Below are 19,513 nucleotides of genomic sequence, written 5' to 3' on the forward strand. Positions count from 1 at the left end.
GGGAGTTTGGGAGGAAGGGGCGGGCGACCAGGCAGAAAAGAAGGGATTCCAATTCATTTGAGGCAATGTAGATGAGACTCAAATCATTGTGGAAGCCATTGCTGACACAATGATTGCTTTCGGAGGCTCATCGGAATGGTTTGCCGATTGAATCGGAATCCCTTCTTTTCTGCCTGAGCCGCCTGCTCCCTTCCTCCCAAACTCCCCACCCGACCGTCAAACAAAAAAATACACACCCCAGCCTCCCGGTCTGATGGTGTGCATTTCTTCTATTATATATAGTACATATCCTGACTGTATTCACTGTATTCCTGATATTTTTGTTCGAGATCAGAGAGAAACAGATTCTCAAGGATATCCTGAAGTCCTCTGTTCAGACGTTCGATGACTTCACTCTGTACCGCCTGGGCTGCAGCTCTTCCGTTCTCGGCGTCTTCTACATCCTCTTCTTCGATGAGATAATCACCTTCCAGCGCACGTAAAATTTCCGCAACCGAAATTTTTGTGGCAGGCTTCGCCAAAAGGTATCCCCCCTGCGGTCCTTTCACGCTTTTGATGATTCCGGCTTTTCTGAGTGCCGCAAATACCTGTTCCAGATACTGCGGTGAAATACTGTTACGCTCTGCGATTGCTGCAAGTGCAACATGGGATTCTTTCGAGTATACGGACAGGTCGATCAGTGCCCGAAGTCCGTATCTGCTTTTCTTTGAAAAATTCATATTCTACTCCGTGAAGAGCGGTGTGGAGTAATATCTGTCTCCGGTATCCGGAAGCAGTGCCACAATCGTCTTTCCTTTATTTTCCGGACGTTTTGCAAGTTCGATCGCTCCGTAAAGTGCAGCTCCCGAAGAAATTCCTACCAGGATTCCTTCTTTCTTTGCAAGCAGCTTTCCTGTTGCAAAAGCGTCATCATTTTCTACAGTAAATATTTCATCATATACAGTTGTGTTGAGTACATCCGGTACAAATCCTGCTCCGATTCCCTGAATCTTGTGAGGACCACCTTTTCCTGTAGAAAGTACCGGTGAGCTTGCAGGCTCCAGTGCAATGATCTTCACATCCGGATTCTGGGATTTCAGATATTCACCGACACCGGTCAGTGTTCCACCTGTACCAACACCTGCGATAAACAGATCTACTTCTCCGTCTGTGTCCTTCCAGATCTCTGGTCCGGTCGTCTTTCTGTGTACTTCTGGGTTAGCCGGGTTAACAAACTGTCCAGGAATATAGCTGCCCGGGATCTCTTTTGCAAGTTCCTCTGCTTTTTCAATTGCACCCTTCATTCCTTTTGCACCTTCTGTCAGAACAATCTCTGCTCCGTATGCTTTCAGGATGTTTCTTCTTTCTACACTCATTGTCTCCGGCATAGTAAGAATGATACGGTATCCTTTGACTGCTGCAATCGATGCAAGACCGATTCCCGTATTTCCCGAAGTAGGCTCAATGATAACAGAACCTTCTTTTAATAATCCTTTTTCCTCAGCATCCTCAATCATTGCTTTGGCAATTCTGTCTTTTACACTTCCGGCCGGGTTAAAGTATTCCAGTTTCACAAGGATCCTTGCCTCTAATCCTAATTCTTCTTCAATATTTTTCACCTCTACAAGAGGAGTATTTCCAACAAGTTCTAAAGCACCATTATAAATTTTTGACATCGTAAGTTCTCCTTTCTTTTCCTACTATTTCGATAGGTTTTACTTGATGATGCCATTATATGCCTATAAAACCTATTTGTCAAGTATACTTTATATTTTTCTGATTTTCCAAATTTTACCCTTCCAGCAGAAACTCTACAAACACACTGTTGCTGACATCGATCCCCCGTTTTGTAAGCCATACTCTGTCATCATCTTGCTCAAGAAGCTTTAAGCTTTCCAGTTTGCAGATCGCTTCACCGTAAATGTCCTCCAGACTTTTCCCAAAATACTCTGAAAATTCTTTTTTTGAGATTCCGTCCATTTTCCGCAGTCCGAGAAACATAAATTCCTCCATCTCCTCAGTTTCTGTCAGAAGCTCTGCCTGAAATTTGTTCCGGTAAGAATGTGCATACTCCCTTAACTGATCCGGGTTCGTGTAACGACCCATTTTTCCTTCCAGCTTCCTGCATTTTCCAATCAGCTCCCAGGGAACCAGAGATGCCGCACCAATTCCAAATCCCAGATACGGAATTCTCTCCCAATATCCCAGGTTGTGCCGGCAGGCATATCCCTCCTTAGCATAATTGGAAATCTCGTAACGGTGATAGCCGTTCTTCTCCATCAGCGTTTCCGTATCCCAGTACATCTGACGCTCCGCATCCTCATCCGGAAGCTTTGGTCCTTCTTTCGCCTCGTCTTCTACATATTTTTTATAGAAAGGTGTTCCCTCTTCCAGGATCAGACTATACGCAGAAATATGCTCCGGAGAAAGTGCCATCACCTGCTCCAGTGTACGCCTCCAGCTTTCCACCGTCTGCCCCGGAATTGCCGAGATCAGGTCTACATTGATATTTGAAAAACCATTGGCTCTCGCCAGATGATATGCTTCCAGAAATTCTTCATAAGTATGGATTCTTCCAAGCAGACGAAGTTCCTCATCATTGACCGACTGCAGACCGATACTCAGGCGGTTCACCCCTGCCTGTCTGTACCTTCGCAGTTTTTCTTCCGTTACCGTTCCCGGATTCATTTCCATAGTGATCTCTGCATCCTCATCCAGCGTAAATATTTCCCTGACCGTATCCATCAGCCGTTCGATCTGCTCACCGGTAAGAAGAGACGGGGTTCCGCCTCCGAAAAAAATGGAAACCACCCTGTAATCCTGCACTGCATCCGGACAGTTTCTGATCTCATCGACCAACATTTTCACATATTCCTCTTTTTCCTTTTCTCCCGCCGGACCGGAAAGGAAATCACAATATGCACATTTTTTCACACAAAACGGAATATGAATATATAGTTCTAAAGGCTGCATCTGCTTTTCTCCTTTTCTGTGCAAAAGGCAGGAACCTTTCCCTCGGAAACCGCTCCTGCCTTTTTGTATCTTTTGTCTGTCTATTTGTCGTCCAGTTTTAATACACTCATAAATGCCTTCTGTGGAATTTCTACATTTCCAACCTGGCGCATACGCTTCTTTCCTTCCTTCTGCTTTTCCAGAAGCTTCTTCTTACGACTGATATCACCGCCATAGCACTTGGCAAGTACGTCCTTGCGCATGGCTCTTACTGTCTCACGGGCAATGATCTTACTTCCGACAGCTGCCTGGATCGGAATTTCAAAAAGCTGTCTCGGAATCTCTTCTTTGAGCTTCTCACACATCTTTCTTCCCCTCTCATAAGCACTTCCCGCAAATACAATAAAGGAAAGGGCATCCACTTCTTCTTTGTTGATCAGGATGTCCAGCTTGACCAGATCGGATTTGACATAGCCGAGCATTTCATAATCAAAAGACGCATAACCGCGGGATCTGGATTTGAGCGCATCAAAGAAATCATAGATGATCTCATTCAGAGGCAGGTGGTATTTCAATACCGCTCTGGTCTCTTCGATGTATTCCATTCCCTGATATTCGCCACGTCTTTCCTGACACAGATCCATGATCGCACCGATAAATTCGGATGTCACCATAATCTCTGCTTTTACCATCGGCTCTTCCATAAAATCAATTTCTGACGGATCCGGAAGATTAGACGGATTGGTCAGGTCGATCACTTCTCCGTTGGTCTTGTGCACCTTATAGATAACGCCCGGCGCAGTTGTCACCAGATCCAGATTATATTCTCTTTCCAGTCTCTCCTGAATGATCTCCAGATGCAAAAGTCCAAGGAAACCACAGCGGAAACCAAATCCCAGCGCAAGAGAGGTCTCCGGTTCAAACTGAAGTGCCGCATCGTTGAGCTGCAGCTTTTCCAGTGCATCTCTCAGATCCGGGTATTTGGAGCTGTCTGCCGGATACATTCCGCAGTACACCATCGGATTGACCTTTTTATATCCCGGAAGAGGCTCAGCACATGGATTTTCCGCACCTGTTACGGTATCACCCACACGGGTGTCCTTTACATTTTTCAGGCTGGCCGTAAAATATCCAACCATTCCTGCCGAAAGTTCATCACAAGGGATAAACTGTCCGGCACCAAAATATCCAACCTCCACAACATCAGCAGTTGCACCTGTCGCCATCATACGAATCGGCATTCCTTTCGTTATACATCCTTCTTTGATACGGCAGAATACGATAACGCCTTTATACGGATCATAGAGGGAATCAAAAATCAGCGCCTGAAGCGGTGCATCCGGATCTCCTGTCGGAGAAGGGATCTTAGTCACAATCTGTTCCAGAACCTGATCTACATTAAGCCCTGTCTTTGCCGAGATCAGTGGTGCATCCTGTGCTTCAATTCCGATCACATCTTCAATCTCTTCGATCACACGCTGCGGCTCTGCGCTTGGAAGATCGATCTTGTTGATAACCGGCATGACATCCAGATCATGATCCAGTGCCAGATATACATTTGCCAGTGTCTGTGCTTCTACGCCCTGTGCCGCATCAACGACCAGGATCGCTCCATCACAGGCTGCAAGGCTCCGTGACACTTCATAGTTAAAGTCTACATGTCCCGGAGTATCGATCAGGTTAAAGATATATTCCTCTCCGTCCTTTGCCTTATAAACCGTGCGGACTGCCTGTGATTTGATTGTGATACCACGTTCTCTTTCCAGATCCATGTTATCCAGCACCTGTGCCTGCATCTCTCTGCTGGTCAGAAGACCTGTCTGTTCGATAATACGGTCCGCCAGTGTGGATTTTCCATGGTCAATATGTGCAATAATACAAAAATTCCGAATCTTTTTCTGATCCATATGCATGTTTTCAGTCTCTCCTTTTTCCTTCTTATCTATATCTGATTACTTTTCCCGTTTGCTACTGTACTGCACCAGAAAGAGTTCCACCGAGAGGATATCTCCCATCTTTCCGGTTTTTACATCTTCTTCCGTCTGTACGCCGGCTTCTACGATCCCGCGCAGCTCTTTCCTGGTAAATGCCTTCGCCTGTGCCCGGTACTTTCCTACCAGGAATGGCATGATCCCCACCTTGGCGGCAATCTCTTTTGGCGGGACCCCAGTACGGTCCATCTCTTTGACTTCCATTAAAATACGGAACTGCCTGGTCAGCAGATACAGGATCCGCATCGGCGGTTCCTTCAGTGTCAGAAGATCATAATAATAATCCAGCGCTTTTTTCTGCTCTTTTGCTGCAACCGCGTCTACCATATCAAAAATATGGTTTCCGATCTGCGTAGTGCAGATCTCATCAATATCTGCTACCGTGACCTCCGTGTGGTTCAAGCAGTAACAGAATAATTTTTCCAGCTCCTGCCCGAGATTCTCCATGTCATTGCCGGTCTTTGCAAGCAGATAGCGCACTGCTGCCTCCGACATCTGAAGCTTCTCCTTTTTCGCCATCCCAAGGATCCAGCGGATCAGTGTCTTTTCATCCTGCCGCTTCAGTTCTACAATATGACCTTTCTCCTTGATCGCTTTGTAGAGCTTTCCTCTCTTATCCAGCTCTGACTCCACAAAGATCATATAAGTGGTCTCCGGCATCTCCTTCAGATATTCTGCCAGCTCCGGTGTCGCGTTTTTCAGGAAGCCGGTATTTTCCAGAACGATCAGCCTGCGCTCGGCAAAAAAAGGTAAGGTCTCGGCAAGATCGATAATATCCTTCGGGTTCGTGTTCTTTCCCTCAAAATAACGGTAATTCATCGTGTCACCTTCCGGAACCATCGCTTTGATGAAACGGTTTTTATATAATTTTTTCAGATAAGCTTCTTCTCCGTACAGAAGATAAATCTGCTTAAACTGTCCTGTCTTTAAATCTTCATTCAAACTTTTCATGGACTTTGGATACCATATTTCCTTCCATCTGTATACATACTGACAGCACCTCTGTCTTTCGTATTATATAGGCTTACGCCCCATTTTGCAAGTCTTTCCAGTGTTTCCGCATGCGGATGTCCGTAACGGTTTTCTTTTCCGGATGAACAGAAGGCTGCCCGTGGCCGGATTACTTCCAGAAGCTCTTCGCCGGTCGCATTTCTTGATCCGTGATGTCCGACTTTCAGCAGATCATAGCATGCCGGAAGTTCTCCTTTTTTCCGGAGATTCTTTATCCTCTCTGCCACCAGCTCTTCTCCGGTATTTTCCAGATCTCCGGTAAAAAGCATGGTAATTTTTCCATATTGCAGGTGAAGTACCAGAGAATTTTCATTTCCATTTTCAGATGGCTCACCTTCTCCAGGCCATAGACAGCGCATCTTCAATTTTCCGGACTGAAAAATGGTATCCATCTCCATTACCCGAACCTTCGTTCCTGCCTCTTCTGCCAGATTACATAATTCGATAATCTTTTCATCCCAATATTTCTGTTCCGGGAAAATCAGATACTGGATTTCTACTCCATACTTTTTCCGTTCCAGAAGTTCTTCCACTGCATTTAAGTGATCCACATCCCCATGCGTCACCCATACATAATCCAGCTTCTTCACGCCCCGGAATTTTAAAAATGGTTCCAGCCGGTATCTTCCTGCTGCATCTACCGAACTGCTTCCGCCATCGATCAGGTAGTTTTTCCCGTTTCCATCCCGAAAGAAAAAGCAGTCGCCCTGTCCCACGTCCAGCATAGTCAGCTCCATCTGCCCTCGTTTCCACTTTGGAATCCCGAGCAGGATGAGCAGGATCCCAGCTGTCACAAGCTGTCTTACCACCTGTTTCCCGATTTGCCTGCCCACTTTCTTTTCCTTCCTTTTTCTCCACAAATAAAATAGAAAAATCCCATAATAACAGGCAATCTGCCAGAGCCGTGGTCTTCCCGGAATCCACCTTGCCCCCGGAAGTTCCAGGAGCAGACCGCTCCCTTTTTCATAGAAAAGCAAAATCCACTCTGTTATTTTCCAGAGTACGCTCTGCATTATATCTCCTGCCCCACACGGAATCAGCATGACTGCCATCCCTGCACTCCCGCAAAGCAGAAGCACGGATGCCATCGGAATTACCAGAAGATTCCAGGCTGGCGCATACATGCAGGTTTCGTAATAGTGCCAAAGCGTAGCTGGCAGCAGAAAAAACCAGAGTTCCACCGACATCCGGACACTGTCTGAAAATCTGCCTTTTTTCTTTCCCGGATCAATCAGATAGATACCGAGAACCGCAGCAAAAGAAAGCTGGAACCCTGCCGTAAAAAGCCGCAGCGGATTTGCCAGAAGCAGACCACTTTCCGCAATCCCAAGTGCCGTCAGTCCATCATATTCCCTCCCTGTCAGCTCTGCTCCCATCCGGATCAGAAACATGGTAAACGCCCGCAGTGCCGAAACACTCATTCCGGTCATCACCACATAGCTCCCAAGAAGCAGACTTCCCGCTACACCGACCTGCAAAATAGAAAATCCGGTTTTCCTAAGCCCCCGGTAAAATCCGGTGCCCAAAAAAGAAATGTGCAGACCGGATATGGCAAGCAGATGCCCGATCCCTGCCACCCGGTAAAGTTCTTTCACTTCCTCTTCCGTATAAAAAGAATCTCCCAGAAGAACCGCACACAAAATACCTCCTCGCCGTTTTCCCATCCGTCTGCAGATCTCATCTGCGGTCCGGTTTCTAAACTGCCACAGCTTTTCCCGGAAGGAAGTCTTTTTCACCTGTTTTTCCAGAACCTTCCCTTTCCATAAGACTGCTTGGATATTCTGCTGCTTATAGTAATTTTTCTGGTCAAAATTGCCCGGATTAGCCGCCGGATCAAAAAATCCTACACTGCCTTTTACCAGGATCCGCTGTCCGATTTCCGGACCATTTCCCTTTTCATCCAGATAGACAAGCAGCCGCTCGTCAGCGACTGCCTTTCCATTCCCCATCTCTCTGATCTGTATTTTTTTCAGATACAGGATCAGTTTTTCTTCTTTTCTGGTTTTCTGATAAACCTCTCCTTCCACTATCACTTCTTCCGACTCTTCCCAAAGCTTTTCACACCTTGACGCACCGAGTCTTCCAAAAATCTTTTCTCCCCCTGTCAGATACAGTACCAGAATCAGTCCTGCCAGAAGTATTCCGGCAAAACCAAGTCTTCGCTTGATCAACCGATCAATCCTCCTTTATCATTTCCTGGTTTCTGCTCAGAGGTTCATCCAGCTTTATACTCTCCTGATATACAATACTGCTGTCTCCGTTGATTGAAATCTGTACTTCAGCGACATTTCCACCATCGATCACTGAATTTACGATAGAATAGATCACTGCCTCCGGACTGACTCCCGGAGCACTGTTCCGAAGTCCTTCATCAAAATTCAGATAGCAGATATGATCTTTGATCGACACACCCAGCAGCTTTGTTCCTTTTGGTATGGTAGCAACCAGTCCGTTATTGGATGGTCCTCGCATCAGTTGTTCCACTACAACCCGTTCCTTCGACTCATTGCTGTTATACCGCACCGTATCCTCTTCCTTTTGCAACTTTTCTCCGGATGAATCTGCATAATACAGCGTAAGCTTCATCTCCTGGAAAGAGTTAATAGAAGATCCTGTGTTCTGTACAAAATCTTCTGCCTGCTGGTATCCATAGGCATTCCCTTTTTTATCCGTAAGTGGCGTTCCATCTACACAGATCATCACCAGATCTACTCCATTGATCTGCGTCAGCGAACGGACAAGTGCCGCCCTGCACAGAACCTCTCTTACCGTATCCATCTTTCCGTAAGCAGCATTATAGTACAGGATCAGCTTTTCATCCTCCAGAGTGTATCTCTCCAGTTTTACCTTTTTCGGCAGTGCTGCCTGTGCCTTCACCTCGTCATCACACTTCTGCAGCGCAGACAGCATTCCTTTTACTTCTTCGTCCACCGACTTTCCTGTTCCATCGTAGCCCTTCGGGACCAGCGCCGTTCCGCTCTGGTTGATCTGGTAAATCGTGTATTTTGCATCTGCTTTCTGCTCCTTTTTCCTGCATCCCACAACGCCTGTAAGAAGACACACCGCAAGAAGAATGCTTATGATCTGGTAAATTTTTTTCATTCTTCTCACCCTTCCCTTTTGATATAAGTAAGCGGGATCCGGACTGTAAATGTCGTTCCCTCACCCGGCTCGCTGTAGACTTTGATCGCGCCACGATGCATGACAACCGCATTTCTTGCAATCGAAAGTCCAAGACCGGTTCCGCCGATCTCCCGCGAATGGGATTTATCCACCCGGAAAAACCGCTCAAATATATGATCTGTATCTTCTTTCGGAATCCCGATTCCCGAATCCGCAACCTTCAGATAAAAATACTTGTGATCCGCATTTAAGGATACATGTACCCATCCGTTTTCTTTGTTGTACTTGATCGCATTTTCTACAAGATTTGTGATCACAAGTGCAATCTTTACCTCATCGATCTCCGCTGTCACCGGACGGAAGCTTTCAAATACCAGCTCAATATTGCTTTTTGCCGCAAGCGGCTGAAGCCTTTTGAGGATCCGCTCTACCAGTTCATTGACATCCCGGCTTTTGATATTCAGATTTGCCCCTTTCTTGTCCAGTTTTACCAGATCAAGAAGATCATTGATGATCTTATTCTCCCGCTCGATCTCTTCAGACAGATCCCCCATAAATTCCCGGTAAAGCTCTGTCGGTGCATCCGGCTGCATCAGCAGGGAATCTGCCAGTACCTTCATGGATGTCAGCGGTGTCTTCAGCTCATGGGATACATTTGCCACGAACTCTTCTCTCGATGCATCCAGTACTTTATAACGGTCCCACAGCTTATTAAATGCATTGGAAATCCGTTCCGTTTCATCGTAAGCATTTTCATGGAGATAATTATCTCCATAGCCTCCTGCCATCTCCTCGATCGATTGAGACATCCTTTTCAGCGGCCTTACAAGCAGCATACCGATGATTGCTGATAAAAAGATCCCGATAATACTGATCGTAACCGTTGCAATTCTTGCCTTTGACTGCAATGCCTCTACATTGTCACGCAGACTGTCTGTGGAAACACTGACCAGGATCATTCCTTTTACCGGCTCTTCCCCTTTTTTGACTGGGACTGCAACTTCAATATACCGGCTTTTTTTATCATAACTTGCCGGCTGCTCGCCGCGGAAGCATTTGACTACATCCTCGGAAATGATCGTCTTCCCTTCCTCCAGATCATAGGTATCTTCCACAATCCGGAATTCATCATCAATAACAAGCACTCTTCCATTGTAAATATTGGATAACTGTGATAGTTCTGTATCGATCACATCGGAAACTCCCGTTTCCAGATAATCAGAATTGACCAGCTGATTACTCAGAATCGTACACTGGTTTTGAATCTCTGCTGTCCGCACGGATACGGTTCTCTGGTCATAGCTTTGCAGAATCGCATTCATCAGGATCACACTGGATAATATGACAAATACGCTCAGGATCACCGTAACCCGCACTTGCAGACTTTTTATGGATTTTGGTACAAAAAATTTAAATTTAACCCCTGAAATAATAGCCAACTCCCCACTTTGTGTAAACGTATTTTGGATCACTTGGATTTACTTCAATCTTCTCGCGCAGTCGTCTGATATGTACATCTACCGTCCTTGCATCTCCCGGGTACTCATATCCCCAGACAATGTTCAGAAGACTTTCCCTGCTGTAAACCTTGTTCGGATTCATCGCCAGAAGCTCCAGAAGATCAAATTCTTTTGCGGTAAGATTCAGTTCCCTGTCCCCGGAAAAAACTCTCCGGCTTTCGCAGTCAATCTTCAGATCTCCCTTTACCACAACTTTACCGCTCGCGCTCATCCCATCTTTTTTAGCGATCCTGCGCATGATTGCCTTCATTCTGGCCTTAACCTCAAGAATGTTGAACGGCTTTGTGATGTAATCATCTGCGCCATATTCCAGTCCGAGGATCTTGTCCATATCCTCGCCCTTCGCAGTGAGCATGATGATCGGTACATCTGAGAAATCACGGATCTGTCTGCATACTTCAAATCCATCGTATTTTGGAAGCATGACATCCAGAAGGATCATATCATACTCTTTTCTTTTTGCCATCTCAAGTGCTTCCTCACCGTCGTATGCGCAGTCAACTTCCATATCATCCTGTTCCAGGCTGAACCTCAGTCCTTTCACGATCAGCTTTTCATCATCTACTACCAATACTTTTCTGCCCATCTTGCGCACTCCTCTACTCTACCGTTATCTGCTCCCGGATCTTCTGAAAGATTCCTTCTTTGATCCCGTCCACTTTCTTCAGATCTTCTATCTTACTGAATCCACCGCTTGTCTCTCTATAAGCAATAATTGCTTCCGCGCGGGACTCGCCAATCCCGCTTAGGCTTAAAAGTTCAGCCTTTGTCGCGGTGTTCAGGTTTATTTTTCCTGTGTCTTTTTCCGTACCGGCATCTGCCATACCCGATGGTGAACCTTCTTCTTTTAAAGTCTGTTCTTCTTCTCTGGATGGCACATAGATCCTTTGTCCATCTGTCAGATGTGCTGCCTGATTCAGATAAACCTGTCCTGCTGCCTCCGTCAGACCTCCCGCTGCTTCTATGGCATGCGTGATGCGGTCTCCTTCCTGCAGTTCATATACACCGGGTGATGCCACCTCGCCACATACATACACCCAGATCGAACCTTCTTTTTCTTCACCACCCGGATCTGCTTTTGCCTTATCCGGCTTTTCTTCGGCATCCTTTGATTCTGCCTCGTTTTTCTTATCCCCGGCATCCGCTTCTGCCGCAGCCACACTGGTAAAGGTCTCTTCTTTTTCATGGCATGCTGACAACATACAGCTGATTCCAAGGAAAATTCCACATACTTGATATAAAATCCGTCTTCTTTTCCGCATACATACTCCTTTTCCGCAGAGCATGTCCCCTCGTACTTCCAAGACATGATTATTGTAACGAATTTTTTTCCAAAAGACAACCTATTTCCACTGAAAAATTGCCGTGCCGATCAGAGCGATCCCCATACCGATCACTTTTCTCCAGGAAAATGGCTCTTTTTCCACACCAAATAATCCCGCCAGTTCAATCAGATACGCCACAATAAGCTGAGACATAACGATCAGAAGTGCCGCCTTTGCAGGCCCGAGCTGCGCCATACTTTTGATCACAGTCCAGGTGATCCCTGCCCCAATCACGCCGCCAAGCAGAACGTATTTTGGCTGCACCTCACCAATTGTTGCAACGCTGTCTCTTCCCATAATAAGCCACATAATAAAACAAAGTACAAAGGCACTTAACTGCACCCAGGCATTACTCACCCACATCCCTGTCGTCTTTGTCACCTGTGTGTTAAATACCCCCTGCACACTCATCAGCGCCCCCGAAATCAGGGCAATAAAAAATCCGGTCACCTTTCATACCTCCTTTTCTTCTGAAAGTATATCCGGTGACCGGCTCTTTTATTCCCTTATTCTAATCAGATTCCGACTTTATGCAAGTGCTTTTTTCAGGATCTCTGCCATCTCATCTACCTGTTCTTTACCGATCACAAGCGGTGGGATCATACGGATCACATCTGTTCCTGCTCCAATGATCAGAAGCCCTTCTTCCAGTGCTTTTGCAGTCACTTCACCGATCGGCTTGGTGATCTGAAGTCCCTGGATCAATCCTCTTCCCTTTACTTTAACGGCTGCATCGCAGGTATCCACGATTTCCTGCAGTTTCTGTGTCAGATATGGTGCGATTTCATTGACATGATCGAGCATATGCTCTTTTTCAAAGATCTCAATAGTCTTGCTGACCGCTGCACAGCAAAGTGGGTTTCCACCATATGTAGTTCCGTGATCTCCCGGTACCAGCGAGTTATCTGCAACTTCTTTTGTCATCGCAAATGCGCCGACCGGAACACCACTTCCGATTGCTTTTGCCATCGTCATGATATCCGGTGTGATTCCCATCTGCTGCCATGCAAACCATGCGCCGCTTCGTCCCATACCACACTGTACTTCATCACAGATCATCAGGATTCCGTTGTCATCACAGATCTTGCGGATTCCCTGCATAAATTCTTCTGTTGCAGCGTTGATTCCGCCTTCTCCCTGGATGGTTTCCAGAATGATCGCACAGGTTTTATCATTTACCAGTGCTTTTACACTGTCAAGGTCATTGTAGGTTGCAAAATGTACGCCAGGCATAACCGGTTCAAATGGCTCTCTGTATTCTTTATGTCCGGTAAGTGCGACCGCACCCATGCTTCTGCCATGGAATGAATTTTCCATTGCAATAAATTCATAACGTCCGGTTTTCTTTGTGTAGGCATATTTTCTTGCAGTTTTGATCGCGCCTTCGATTGCCTCTCCACCACTGTTTGTGAAGAATACCTTATACATTCCGGTGATCTTTTTCAGATCTTCTCCTGCTTTTCCGCAGGTAGTATTATAATACAGGTTGGATGTATGGATCATCTTGTCAATCTGAGCCTTTAAAGCGTCATTAAATTCTTTGTTGTTATATCCAAGAGAAGATACTGCATATCCTGCTGAAAAATCCAGATATTTCTTTCCTTCCGGATCATAGAGGTATGCGCCGTCTCCATGGTCCAATACAACCGGATAACGGTTATAAGTTTTTAAAATCGCGTCGTCCTCTTCCTGCATATACTGATTTGTCATAAGAATTACCTTCTTTCTTTGTCTTCCCGTTAATCTTCTTCACCGTTTCTTAAAATTGCAGTTCCGATACCTTTCTTCGTGAAAATCTCAAGAAGCAGGCAGTGCGGAATTCTTCCGTCCAGAATATGGACTCTGGATACCCCATTTTCAATCGCTCCTACACAGTTCTGCAGTTTCGGGATCATTCCTCCCGAAATTGCTCCGCTTTCAATCAGTTCATTTGCCTGATCTACAGTAAGAGCTGTGATCAGGGAAGATTTATCCTCGTAGTCTCTGTATACCCCTTCAATATCAGAGAGGAACGCAAGCTTCTCAGCATGAACTGCCTTTGCGATCGAATAAGCTGCATCATCCGCATTGATATTATAAGTATTGTAATCATCATCAATTCCGACCGGGCATACGATCGGGAGAAAATCTTTATCCAGAAGATCCAGAAGAACCTCTGCATTGACCTTCTTGATATCTCCTACAAATCCAACGTCCTGTCCTGTCATGGAAAGCTTTTTATCAACTCTTAAAAGTCCGCCGTCTTTTCCACTGACACCGATAGCACGGACACCAAGTTCTTCGACCATACGAACCAGATTTTTATTGACCTTGTTCAGTACCATCTCTGCAATTTCCATGGTTTCTGCGTCCGTCACACGAAGTCCGTCGATGAATTTCGGCTCCATTCCGGCTTTACTTACCCATTTACTGATCTCTTTTCCACCGCCGTGAACGATGATCGGTTTGAATCCAACAAGTTTCAAGAATGTAACATCCTTGATGACATTTTTTTGGAGCTCTTCGTCCAGCATTGCACTTCCACCGTATTTTACAACGATGATCTTACGGTTGAAACGCTGAATATAAGTAAGCGCCTCAATCAGAACTTCTGCTTTGTCCAGATACTGCTGCATATCCTGATCCATTTTGCTTACCTCCTAGCTTCTGTAATCTGCATTGATGTCAATGTATCCATGAGTCAGGTCGCATCCCCATGCGGTTGCGCTTTCATTTCCCATCTTCACGTCTGCAACTGCCTTTACTTCTTCCTGTGAAAGGATCTCTGTTGCTTTTTCCTCGCTGTAATCTACGGCTGTACCATCTTCGATGATCTGGATCTTACCTGCCTTGCTCTCAAAGAAAAGATCCACCTTTTCCGGATCAAACTGTGCTCCGGAATATCCCATTGCACAGAGGATTCTTCCCCAGTTTGCATCATGTCCTGCAATTGCTGTCTTGGTAAGATTTGAGCATACGATTGATTTTGCAAGTGTCTTTGCAGTCTCTTTTGTATCTGCACCAACTACAGTTACTTCAAATAAAGCAGTTGCTCCTTCTCCGTCCCCTGCGATCTTCTTTGCAAGGTATTCGTTGATCTCATGCAGTGCTTCCGCAAATGTCTTATAGCTTTCACTGTCTGCCGTGATCACTTCATTCTCAGCCATTCCGTTTGCAAGAAGAACAACAGAATCATTTGTAGAAGTATCTCCGTCTACGGAAATCATATTGTATGTATCATTGACATCATCACTGAGGGCTTTCTGAAGTGCCTCTTTTGTGATTGCTGCATCTGTCGTGATAAAGCTGAGCATGGTGCACATATTCGGATGGATCATACCAGATCCTTTTGCCATACCACCGATGGTAACGGTCTTTCCGGCAACCTCGATCTCTACTGCGATCTGTTTTTCACAGGTATCGGTTGTCATGATTGCCTTTGCTGCCTCTGTTCCATTTGCCAGTGTATCATTTTTCTTTTCAGCAAGAGCCTTTACACCTGCCACGATACGGTCAATCGGAAGCTGTTTTCCGATGACACCGGTCGATCCGATCAGTACACCGTCTGCGTTAATTCCAAGTGCTTCTGCTGCCGCATCTGCTGTATCCTTGCAGTAGCCAAATCCTTCTGCACCGGTACATGCATTGGCAATTCCGGAATTGACGATCACAGCCTGTGCTTTCGCACCGCTCTTAACAACCTGCTGATCCCATTTTACACATGCTGCCTTTACAACGTTTGTGGTAAATGTTCCTGCACATTCACAAGGAACCTGGCTGTAGATCATTGCCATGTCGGTCCTGTCCTGATATTTGATCTTTGCTGCAGTCGATGCTGCCTCAAATCCTTTTGCTGCGGTCACACCGCCTTCGATAATTTTCATCGTATATAGCCTCCTTTATCCTTCTTCGATAAATGCTGTAATATTTTCTTCATTTAAAACGAACTCATAGTAGTTGACGTCCGGTCTCTTGGTCCATCCGATCGTATTCCAGAACGTATTGCCGATATCATTCTTGGTAAATGCGATCAGCGTGATCTTGTTGATATGTTCCTCTTTCAGAGCCGACATTGCATAGGCAACCATGCTCTTTCCGATTCCGTGACAGCGGTACGCCGGATCTACACATACATGATAAAAACATCCGGTTCTTCCGTCATGTCCGCAGAGGATTCCTCCAACTACTTTTCCGTCTATTTCGGCGATCACACTGGTTGTCGGATTCCTTTTCAAAAATCGTTCCACGCCTTCTTTTGAATCATCTATGCTCCGGATCCCAAATCCTTTGATCCGCATCCATAGTGCATGAAGCTGATCATAATCTTCTACTGTCATCGCACGAATAATTGTTGTCATATATTTCCCATTCCTTTTCTTTTTCTGCCGTGTTCTACGGGAACATCGGAACCAGATCAAGGCCTTCACTCTCCGGAAGTCCGAAGATCAGGTTCATGTTCTGTACAGCCTGTCCTGCTGCACCTTTTACCAGGTTGTCGATCGCACCCATCATAATGATACGGTTTGTTCTCGGATCGATCTTAAATCCAATATCGACATAATTGCTTCCTTCTACCCATTTTGTTTCCGGGTAAACATCTTTGTCCAGAACGCGGACAAATTTTTCATTTGCATAATATTTATCGTAAACTGCTTTTACTTCTTCCCAGGTAACATCCTTTGTAAGCTTCGCGTACTCTGTTGCGAGGATTCCTCGGTTCATCGGAACCAGATGCGGTGTAAAGTTGATCACAACCTCTTTGCCGCTTGCATATCCAAGCTGTTCCTCGATCTCCGGTGTATGTCTGTGTGTTGCCACACCGTATGCTTTCATATTCTCATTGACTTCACAGTACAGGTTCGGAACCTTTGCCCCTCTTCCCGCTCCGGATGTTCCGGACTTGGCGTCAATGATCAGCGTATCCATATCGATCAGTCCTTCTTTTGCCAGCGGATAAGCGGTCAGGATGGAGCATGTTGTATAGCATCCAGGATTGGCGATCAGTCTTGCGCCTTTGATATCTTCTCTGTTCACTTCACACAGTCCGTAAACTGCTTCTTCGATAAACTGCGGGCTCTTGTGCTCAATACCGTACCATTTTTCGTAGGTCTTGACATCTTTGATACGGAAATCTGCGCTCAGGTCGATGATCTTAACCTTTGATAAGATTTCTTCATTGACAAGTGATGCGCACAGTCCCTGTGGAGTTGCTGTGAAAATCACATCTACCTGATCTGCAAGTTGTTCCATATTGTCATCTAAACATACCGCATCTACGATCTGAAACATATTGCGGTATACATCTGCATATTTCTTATCAATATAGCTTCTTGAGCCAAACCATTTAATTTCTACGTCTTTATGTCCTGTTAAAATGCGAACCAGTTCTCCTCCGGCGTAACCGGTAGAACCGATGATTCCTGCTTTAATCATGTAAACCATCCTTTCGTAAATGCCGTATTTGTGTATAGATAGGCATAATCATAAATACTATAAACCCATTAATCCCTATTGTAAAGGGGTTCGCGGGAATTGGGGGAATGTTTTTTGATTGGTGAGGGGACGCTTCTGGGAGAAATCGTTTTGCACGCAACCGCGCTTTCGCTCCGCTCAAACGCAGCGGTACTAGGCGCGGCTTTGCTTACGCTCACCTTGCCAAGTGCCGGCGTTTTCGAGGGGTTGCTTAGCAAAAGGATTTCTCCCAGAAGCTGTGCACTGACGAACGGGAACATTCTCCAATTTGTAGAGGCTGATGCTTGTCGACTCATTGTGGTGCGACGGGCGGGAGAGGCGGACAAAATTCTCATCTGCGTGCGCTTTTGCGCATGGCAGATGGGAATTTTGTCCTGTCTCCCTTGGGAATGAAAGAATTCCATACTATGACACAAGCGATATAATTGTCAAAAGTATTCCATTTGTGCTCACATAAATAAGTAATTTATACTTATTGACACACCGGCAGTAAAAATGAGTAAAATTTAGCTTCTCTCATAAAAAGTAATCATTATACCTATTTTATTTTCCGATTGGTTTAGTATACATGGTTTTATTTTGGAAAGCAAGTGATTTTTTGATTTTTATGCATATTTCTGTGTATTATTATGTATAATCGCTTGTTTTTATGCATTTATATTCGTTTTTATGCATTGTTATGCATTTTTATTATTATGAGATGCATTAAGTCTGTATTCTTTTTATTGACTATTGTGGGAAAATGAAGTTAGTATTAAGGAAGTGATTGTAAAGGAGTTGTTATTTTATGGAACAGGATCTTACTTCGGGATGTGTTTTTCGGAATGTGATTTATTTTTCGATGCCTTATTTTTTGTCTTATTTTTTGCAGACGCTTTATGGGATGGCGGATCTTTTTATTGTGGGGCAGTTTGATGGGGTTGCCAGTACGACGGCGGTTTCGATCGGGAGCCAGGTGATGCATATGCTGACGGTGATGATCGTGGGACTGGCGATGGGGGCTACGGTTTCGATTGGACAGTCTATTGGGGCGGGCGATAAGAAAAGAGCTTCTGTGTTTGTGGGAAATACGGTGACTTTGTTTATGGGGATTTCTCTGGTGCTGGCGGTTTTGCTTCTGTTTTTTGTAAAGCCAATTGTTTCGGTGATGTCTACGCCTGCGGAAGCTGTTTCCGGGACAGCAGCTTATCTGACAATCTGTTTTATCGGGATCCCTTTTATTACGGCGTATAATGTGATCAGTTCGATTTTCCGCGGACTGGGGGATTCTAAAAGTCCGATGTATTTTATTGCGGTTGCCTGTGTGGTGAATATTCTGCTGGATTATCTGTTTATCGGATTTTTCCATCTGGGGGCTTCCGGTGCTGCGCTTGGCACAACGTTTTCGCAGGCATTCAGCGTCCTGTTTGCACTGATTGCCATTAAACGCAGGCAGACCGGACTTTCTCTTTCCAGAGACTGTTTCCGACCACAGAAAAAAACGCTTGGCAAAATTCTGAATATTGGGATTCCGGTAGCGCTTCAGGACGGATTTATTCAGATTGCTTTCATTATTATTACGATCATTGCCAACCGGCGCGGACTGAACGCAGCCGCTGCTGTCGGCATTGTGGAAAAAATCATCAGCTTTCTGTTCCTGGTTCCGTCTTCCATGCTTTCGACTGTTTCTGCGCTCGCAGCCCAGAATATCGGTGCCGGAAAGTATGACCGTGCAAAGCAGACGCTTCGCTATGCCATGATGATCGCCATTGGATTTGGTCTGGTCGTCTCCATATTGATCCAGTTTATAGCAGCTCCGGTTGTCGGACTTTTCACTGCAGACGCAGCCGTTATTCTTCTCGGTGCGCAGTACATTCGCGGATATATCTGGGATTGTATTTTTGCCGGTATTCATTTCAGTTTCAGCGGATACTTCTGTGCATGCGGAAAATCTGGAATTTCATTTTTACATAATCTGATCGCTATTTTGTGCGTGCGTATTCCGGGTGTTTATCTGACTTCGAAAATTTTCCCGGATACACTGTTTCCGATGGGGCTCGCAACCGCTACCGGCTCTTTATTGTCTGTGTTTATCTGCATCATTGCTTACCGGTGGTTATGTAAAAAATCCGGAAAATAGAATACAGGATCGGACTCTTGCAGATTTCTCCAGATCATCAAA

General features: G+C 45.4%; 17 protein-coding genes. 1 reads left to right on the top strand and 16 read right to left on the bottom strand.

From position 1 onward, the window contains the following. Nucleotides 1–272: 272 nt before the first annotated feature. The 16 genes from ACYQ5K_RS16660 to argC form a co-directional block, all read right to left on the bottom strand. Complete coding sequence (locus ACYQ5K_RS16660) at nucleotides 273–719, bottom strand: RrF2 family transcriptional regulator (protein WP_173687839.1); 447 nt, start codon at nucleotides 717–719, stop codon at nucleotides 273–275. 3 nt (nucleotides 720–722) lie between these two features. Beyond that, nucleotides 723–1,655 (bottom strand): cysteine synthase A, encoded by a 933-nt coding sequence (cysK, locus tag ACYQ5K_RS16665; RefSeq protein ID WP_173687838.1) that lies wholly within the window; start codon nucleotides 1,653–1,655, stop codon nucleotides 723–725. 115 nt (nucleotides 1,656–1,770) lie between these two features. Continuing rightward, on the bottom strand, nucleotides 1,771–2,952 hold the full coding sequence (gene hemW, locus ACYQ5K_RS16670) for a radical SAM family heme chaperone HemW (protein WP_459778043.1): 1,182 nt from the start codon (nucleotides 2,950–2,952) through the stop codon (nucleotides 1,771–1,773). A gap of 80 nt (nucleotides 2,953–3,032) precedes the next feature. Continuing rightward, a complete protein-coding gene (gene lepA / locus ACYQ5K_RS16675; RefSeq protein ID WP_173687836.1) occupies nucleotides 3,033–4,844 on the bottom strand; it encodes a translation elongation factor 4 in 1,812 nt (603 codons plus the stop codon). Between the two features lie 39 nt (nucleotides 4,845–4,883). Then, nucleotides 4,884–5,873: a DNA polymerase III subunit delta gene (gene holA, locus ACYQ5K_RS16680; RefSeq protein WP_459778045.1), complete on the bottom strand. Its 990-nt coding sequence runs from the start codon at nucleotides 5,871–5,873 to the stop codon at nucleotides 4,884–4,886. Continuing rightward, nucleotides 5,870–8,104 (bottom strand): DNA internalization-related competence protein ComEC/Rec2, encoded by a 2,235-nt coding sequence (locus tag ACYQ5K_RS16685; RefSeq protein ID WP_459778046.1) that lies wholly within the window; start codon nucleotides 8,102–8,104, stop codon nucleotides 5,870–5,872. The genes holA and ACYQ5K_RS16685 overlap by 4 nt, the downstream gene beginning before the upstream one ends. Before the next feature lie 4 nt (nucleotides 8,105–8,108). Further along, on the bottom strand, nucleotides 8,109–9,035 hold the full coding sequence (locus tag ACYQ5K_RS16690) for a GerMN domain-containing protein (protein WP_173687833.1): 927 nt from the start codon (nucleotides 9,033–9,035) through the stop codon (nucleotides 8,109–8,111). Between the two features lie 5 nt (nucleotides 9,036–9,040). Beyond that, a complete protein-coding gene (locus tag ACYQ5K_RS16695; RefSeq protein WP_173687832.1) occupies nucleotides 9,041–10,528 on the bottom strand; it encodes a sensor histidine kinase in 1,488 nt (495 codons plus the stop codon). After that, complete coding sequence (locus tag ACYQ5K_RS16700) at nucleotides 10,473–11,162, bottom strand: response regulator transcription factor (RefSeq protein ID WP_173687831.1); 690 nt, start codon at nucleotides 11,160–11,162, stop codon at nucleotides 10,473–10,475. Before ACYQ5K_RS16700 ends, ACYQ5K_RS16695 begins: the two co-directional genes overlap by 56 nt. 13 nt (nucleotides 11,163–11,175) lie before the next feature. Then, nucleotides 11,176–11,838 (bottom strand): helix-hairpin-helix domain-containing protein, encoded by a 663-nt coding sequence (locus ACYQ5K_RS16705; protein WP_459778047.1) that lies wholly within the window; start codon nucleotides 11,836–11,838, stop codon nucleotides 11,176–11,178. Nucleotides 11,839–11,919: 81 nt separating this feature from the next. Beyond that, nucleotides 11,920–12,351, bottom strand: coding sequence for a DMT family transporter (locus tag ACYQ5K_RS16710; RefSeq protein WP_195230662.1), 432 nt, complete (start codon nucleotides 12,349–12,351; stop codon nucleotides 11,920–11,922). Nucleotides 12,352–12,429: 78 nt separating this feature from the next. Next, nucleotides 12,430–13,611 (bottom strand): aspartate aminotransferase family protein, encoded by a 1,182-nt coding sequence (locus ACYQ5K_RS16715; protein WP_195230663.1) that lies wholly within the window; start codon nucleotides 13,609–13,611, stop codon nucleotides 12,430–12,432. Nucleotides 13,612–13,640: 29 nt separating this feature from the next. Next, nucleotides 13,641–14,528, bottom strand: coding sequence for an acetylglutamate kinase (gene argB / locus ACYQ5K_RS16720; protein WP_008374684.1), 888 nt, complete (start codon nucleotides 14,526–14,528; stop codon nucleotides 13,641–13,643). 12 nt (nucleotides 14,529–14,540) lie between these two features. Then, entirely contained in the window at nucleotides 14,541–15,764 is a 1,224-nt protein-coding gene (argJ, locus tag ACYQ5K_RS16725; protein WP_459778048.1) for a bifunctional glutamate N-acetyltransferase/amino-acid acetyltransferase ArgJ, read from the bottom strand. Between the two features lie 15 nt (nucleotides 15,765–15,779). Beyond that, the gene (locus ACYQ5K_RS16730; protein WP_044999341.1) at nucleotides 15,780–16,229 is read right to left on the bottom strand and encodes a GNAT family N-acetyltransferase; all 450 of its coding nucleotides are present in this window, start codon (nucleotides 16,227–16,229) and stop codon (nucleotides 15,780–15,782) included. Nucleotides 16,230–16,272: 43 nt separating this feature from the next. Continuing rightward, nucleotides 16,273–17,313, bottom strand: coding sequence for an N-acetyl-gamma-glutamyl-phosphate reductase (gene argC / locus ACYQ5K_RS16735; protein ID WP_173687825.1), 1,041 nt, complete (start codon nucleotides 17,311–17,313; stop codon nucleotides 16,273–16,275). A gap of 826 nt (nucleotides 17,314–18,139) precedes the next feature. On the opposite strand from argC, the gene ACYQ5K_RS16740 reads away from it, so the two are divergent. Continuing rightward, on the top strand, nucleotides 18,140–19,471 hold the full coding sequence (locus tag ACYQ5K_RS16740; RefSeq protein WP_195230666.1) for an MATE family efflux transporter: 1,332 nt from the start codon (nucleotides 18,140–18,142) through the stop codon (nucleotides 19,469–19,471). Nucleotides 19,472–19,513: the final 42 nt, after the last annotated feature.

It is taken from the genome of Allocoprococcus similis, from assembly GCF_054660775.1.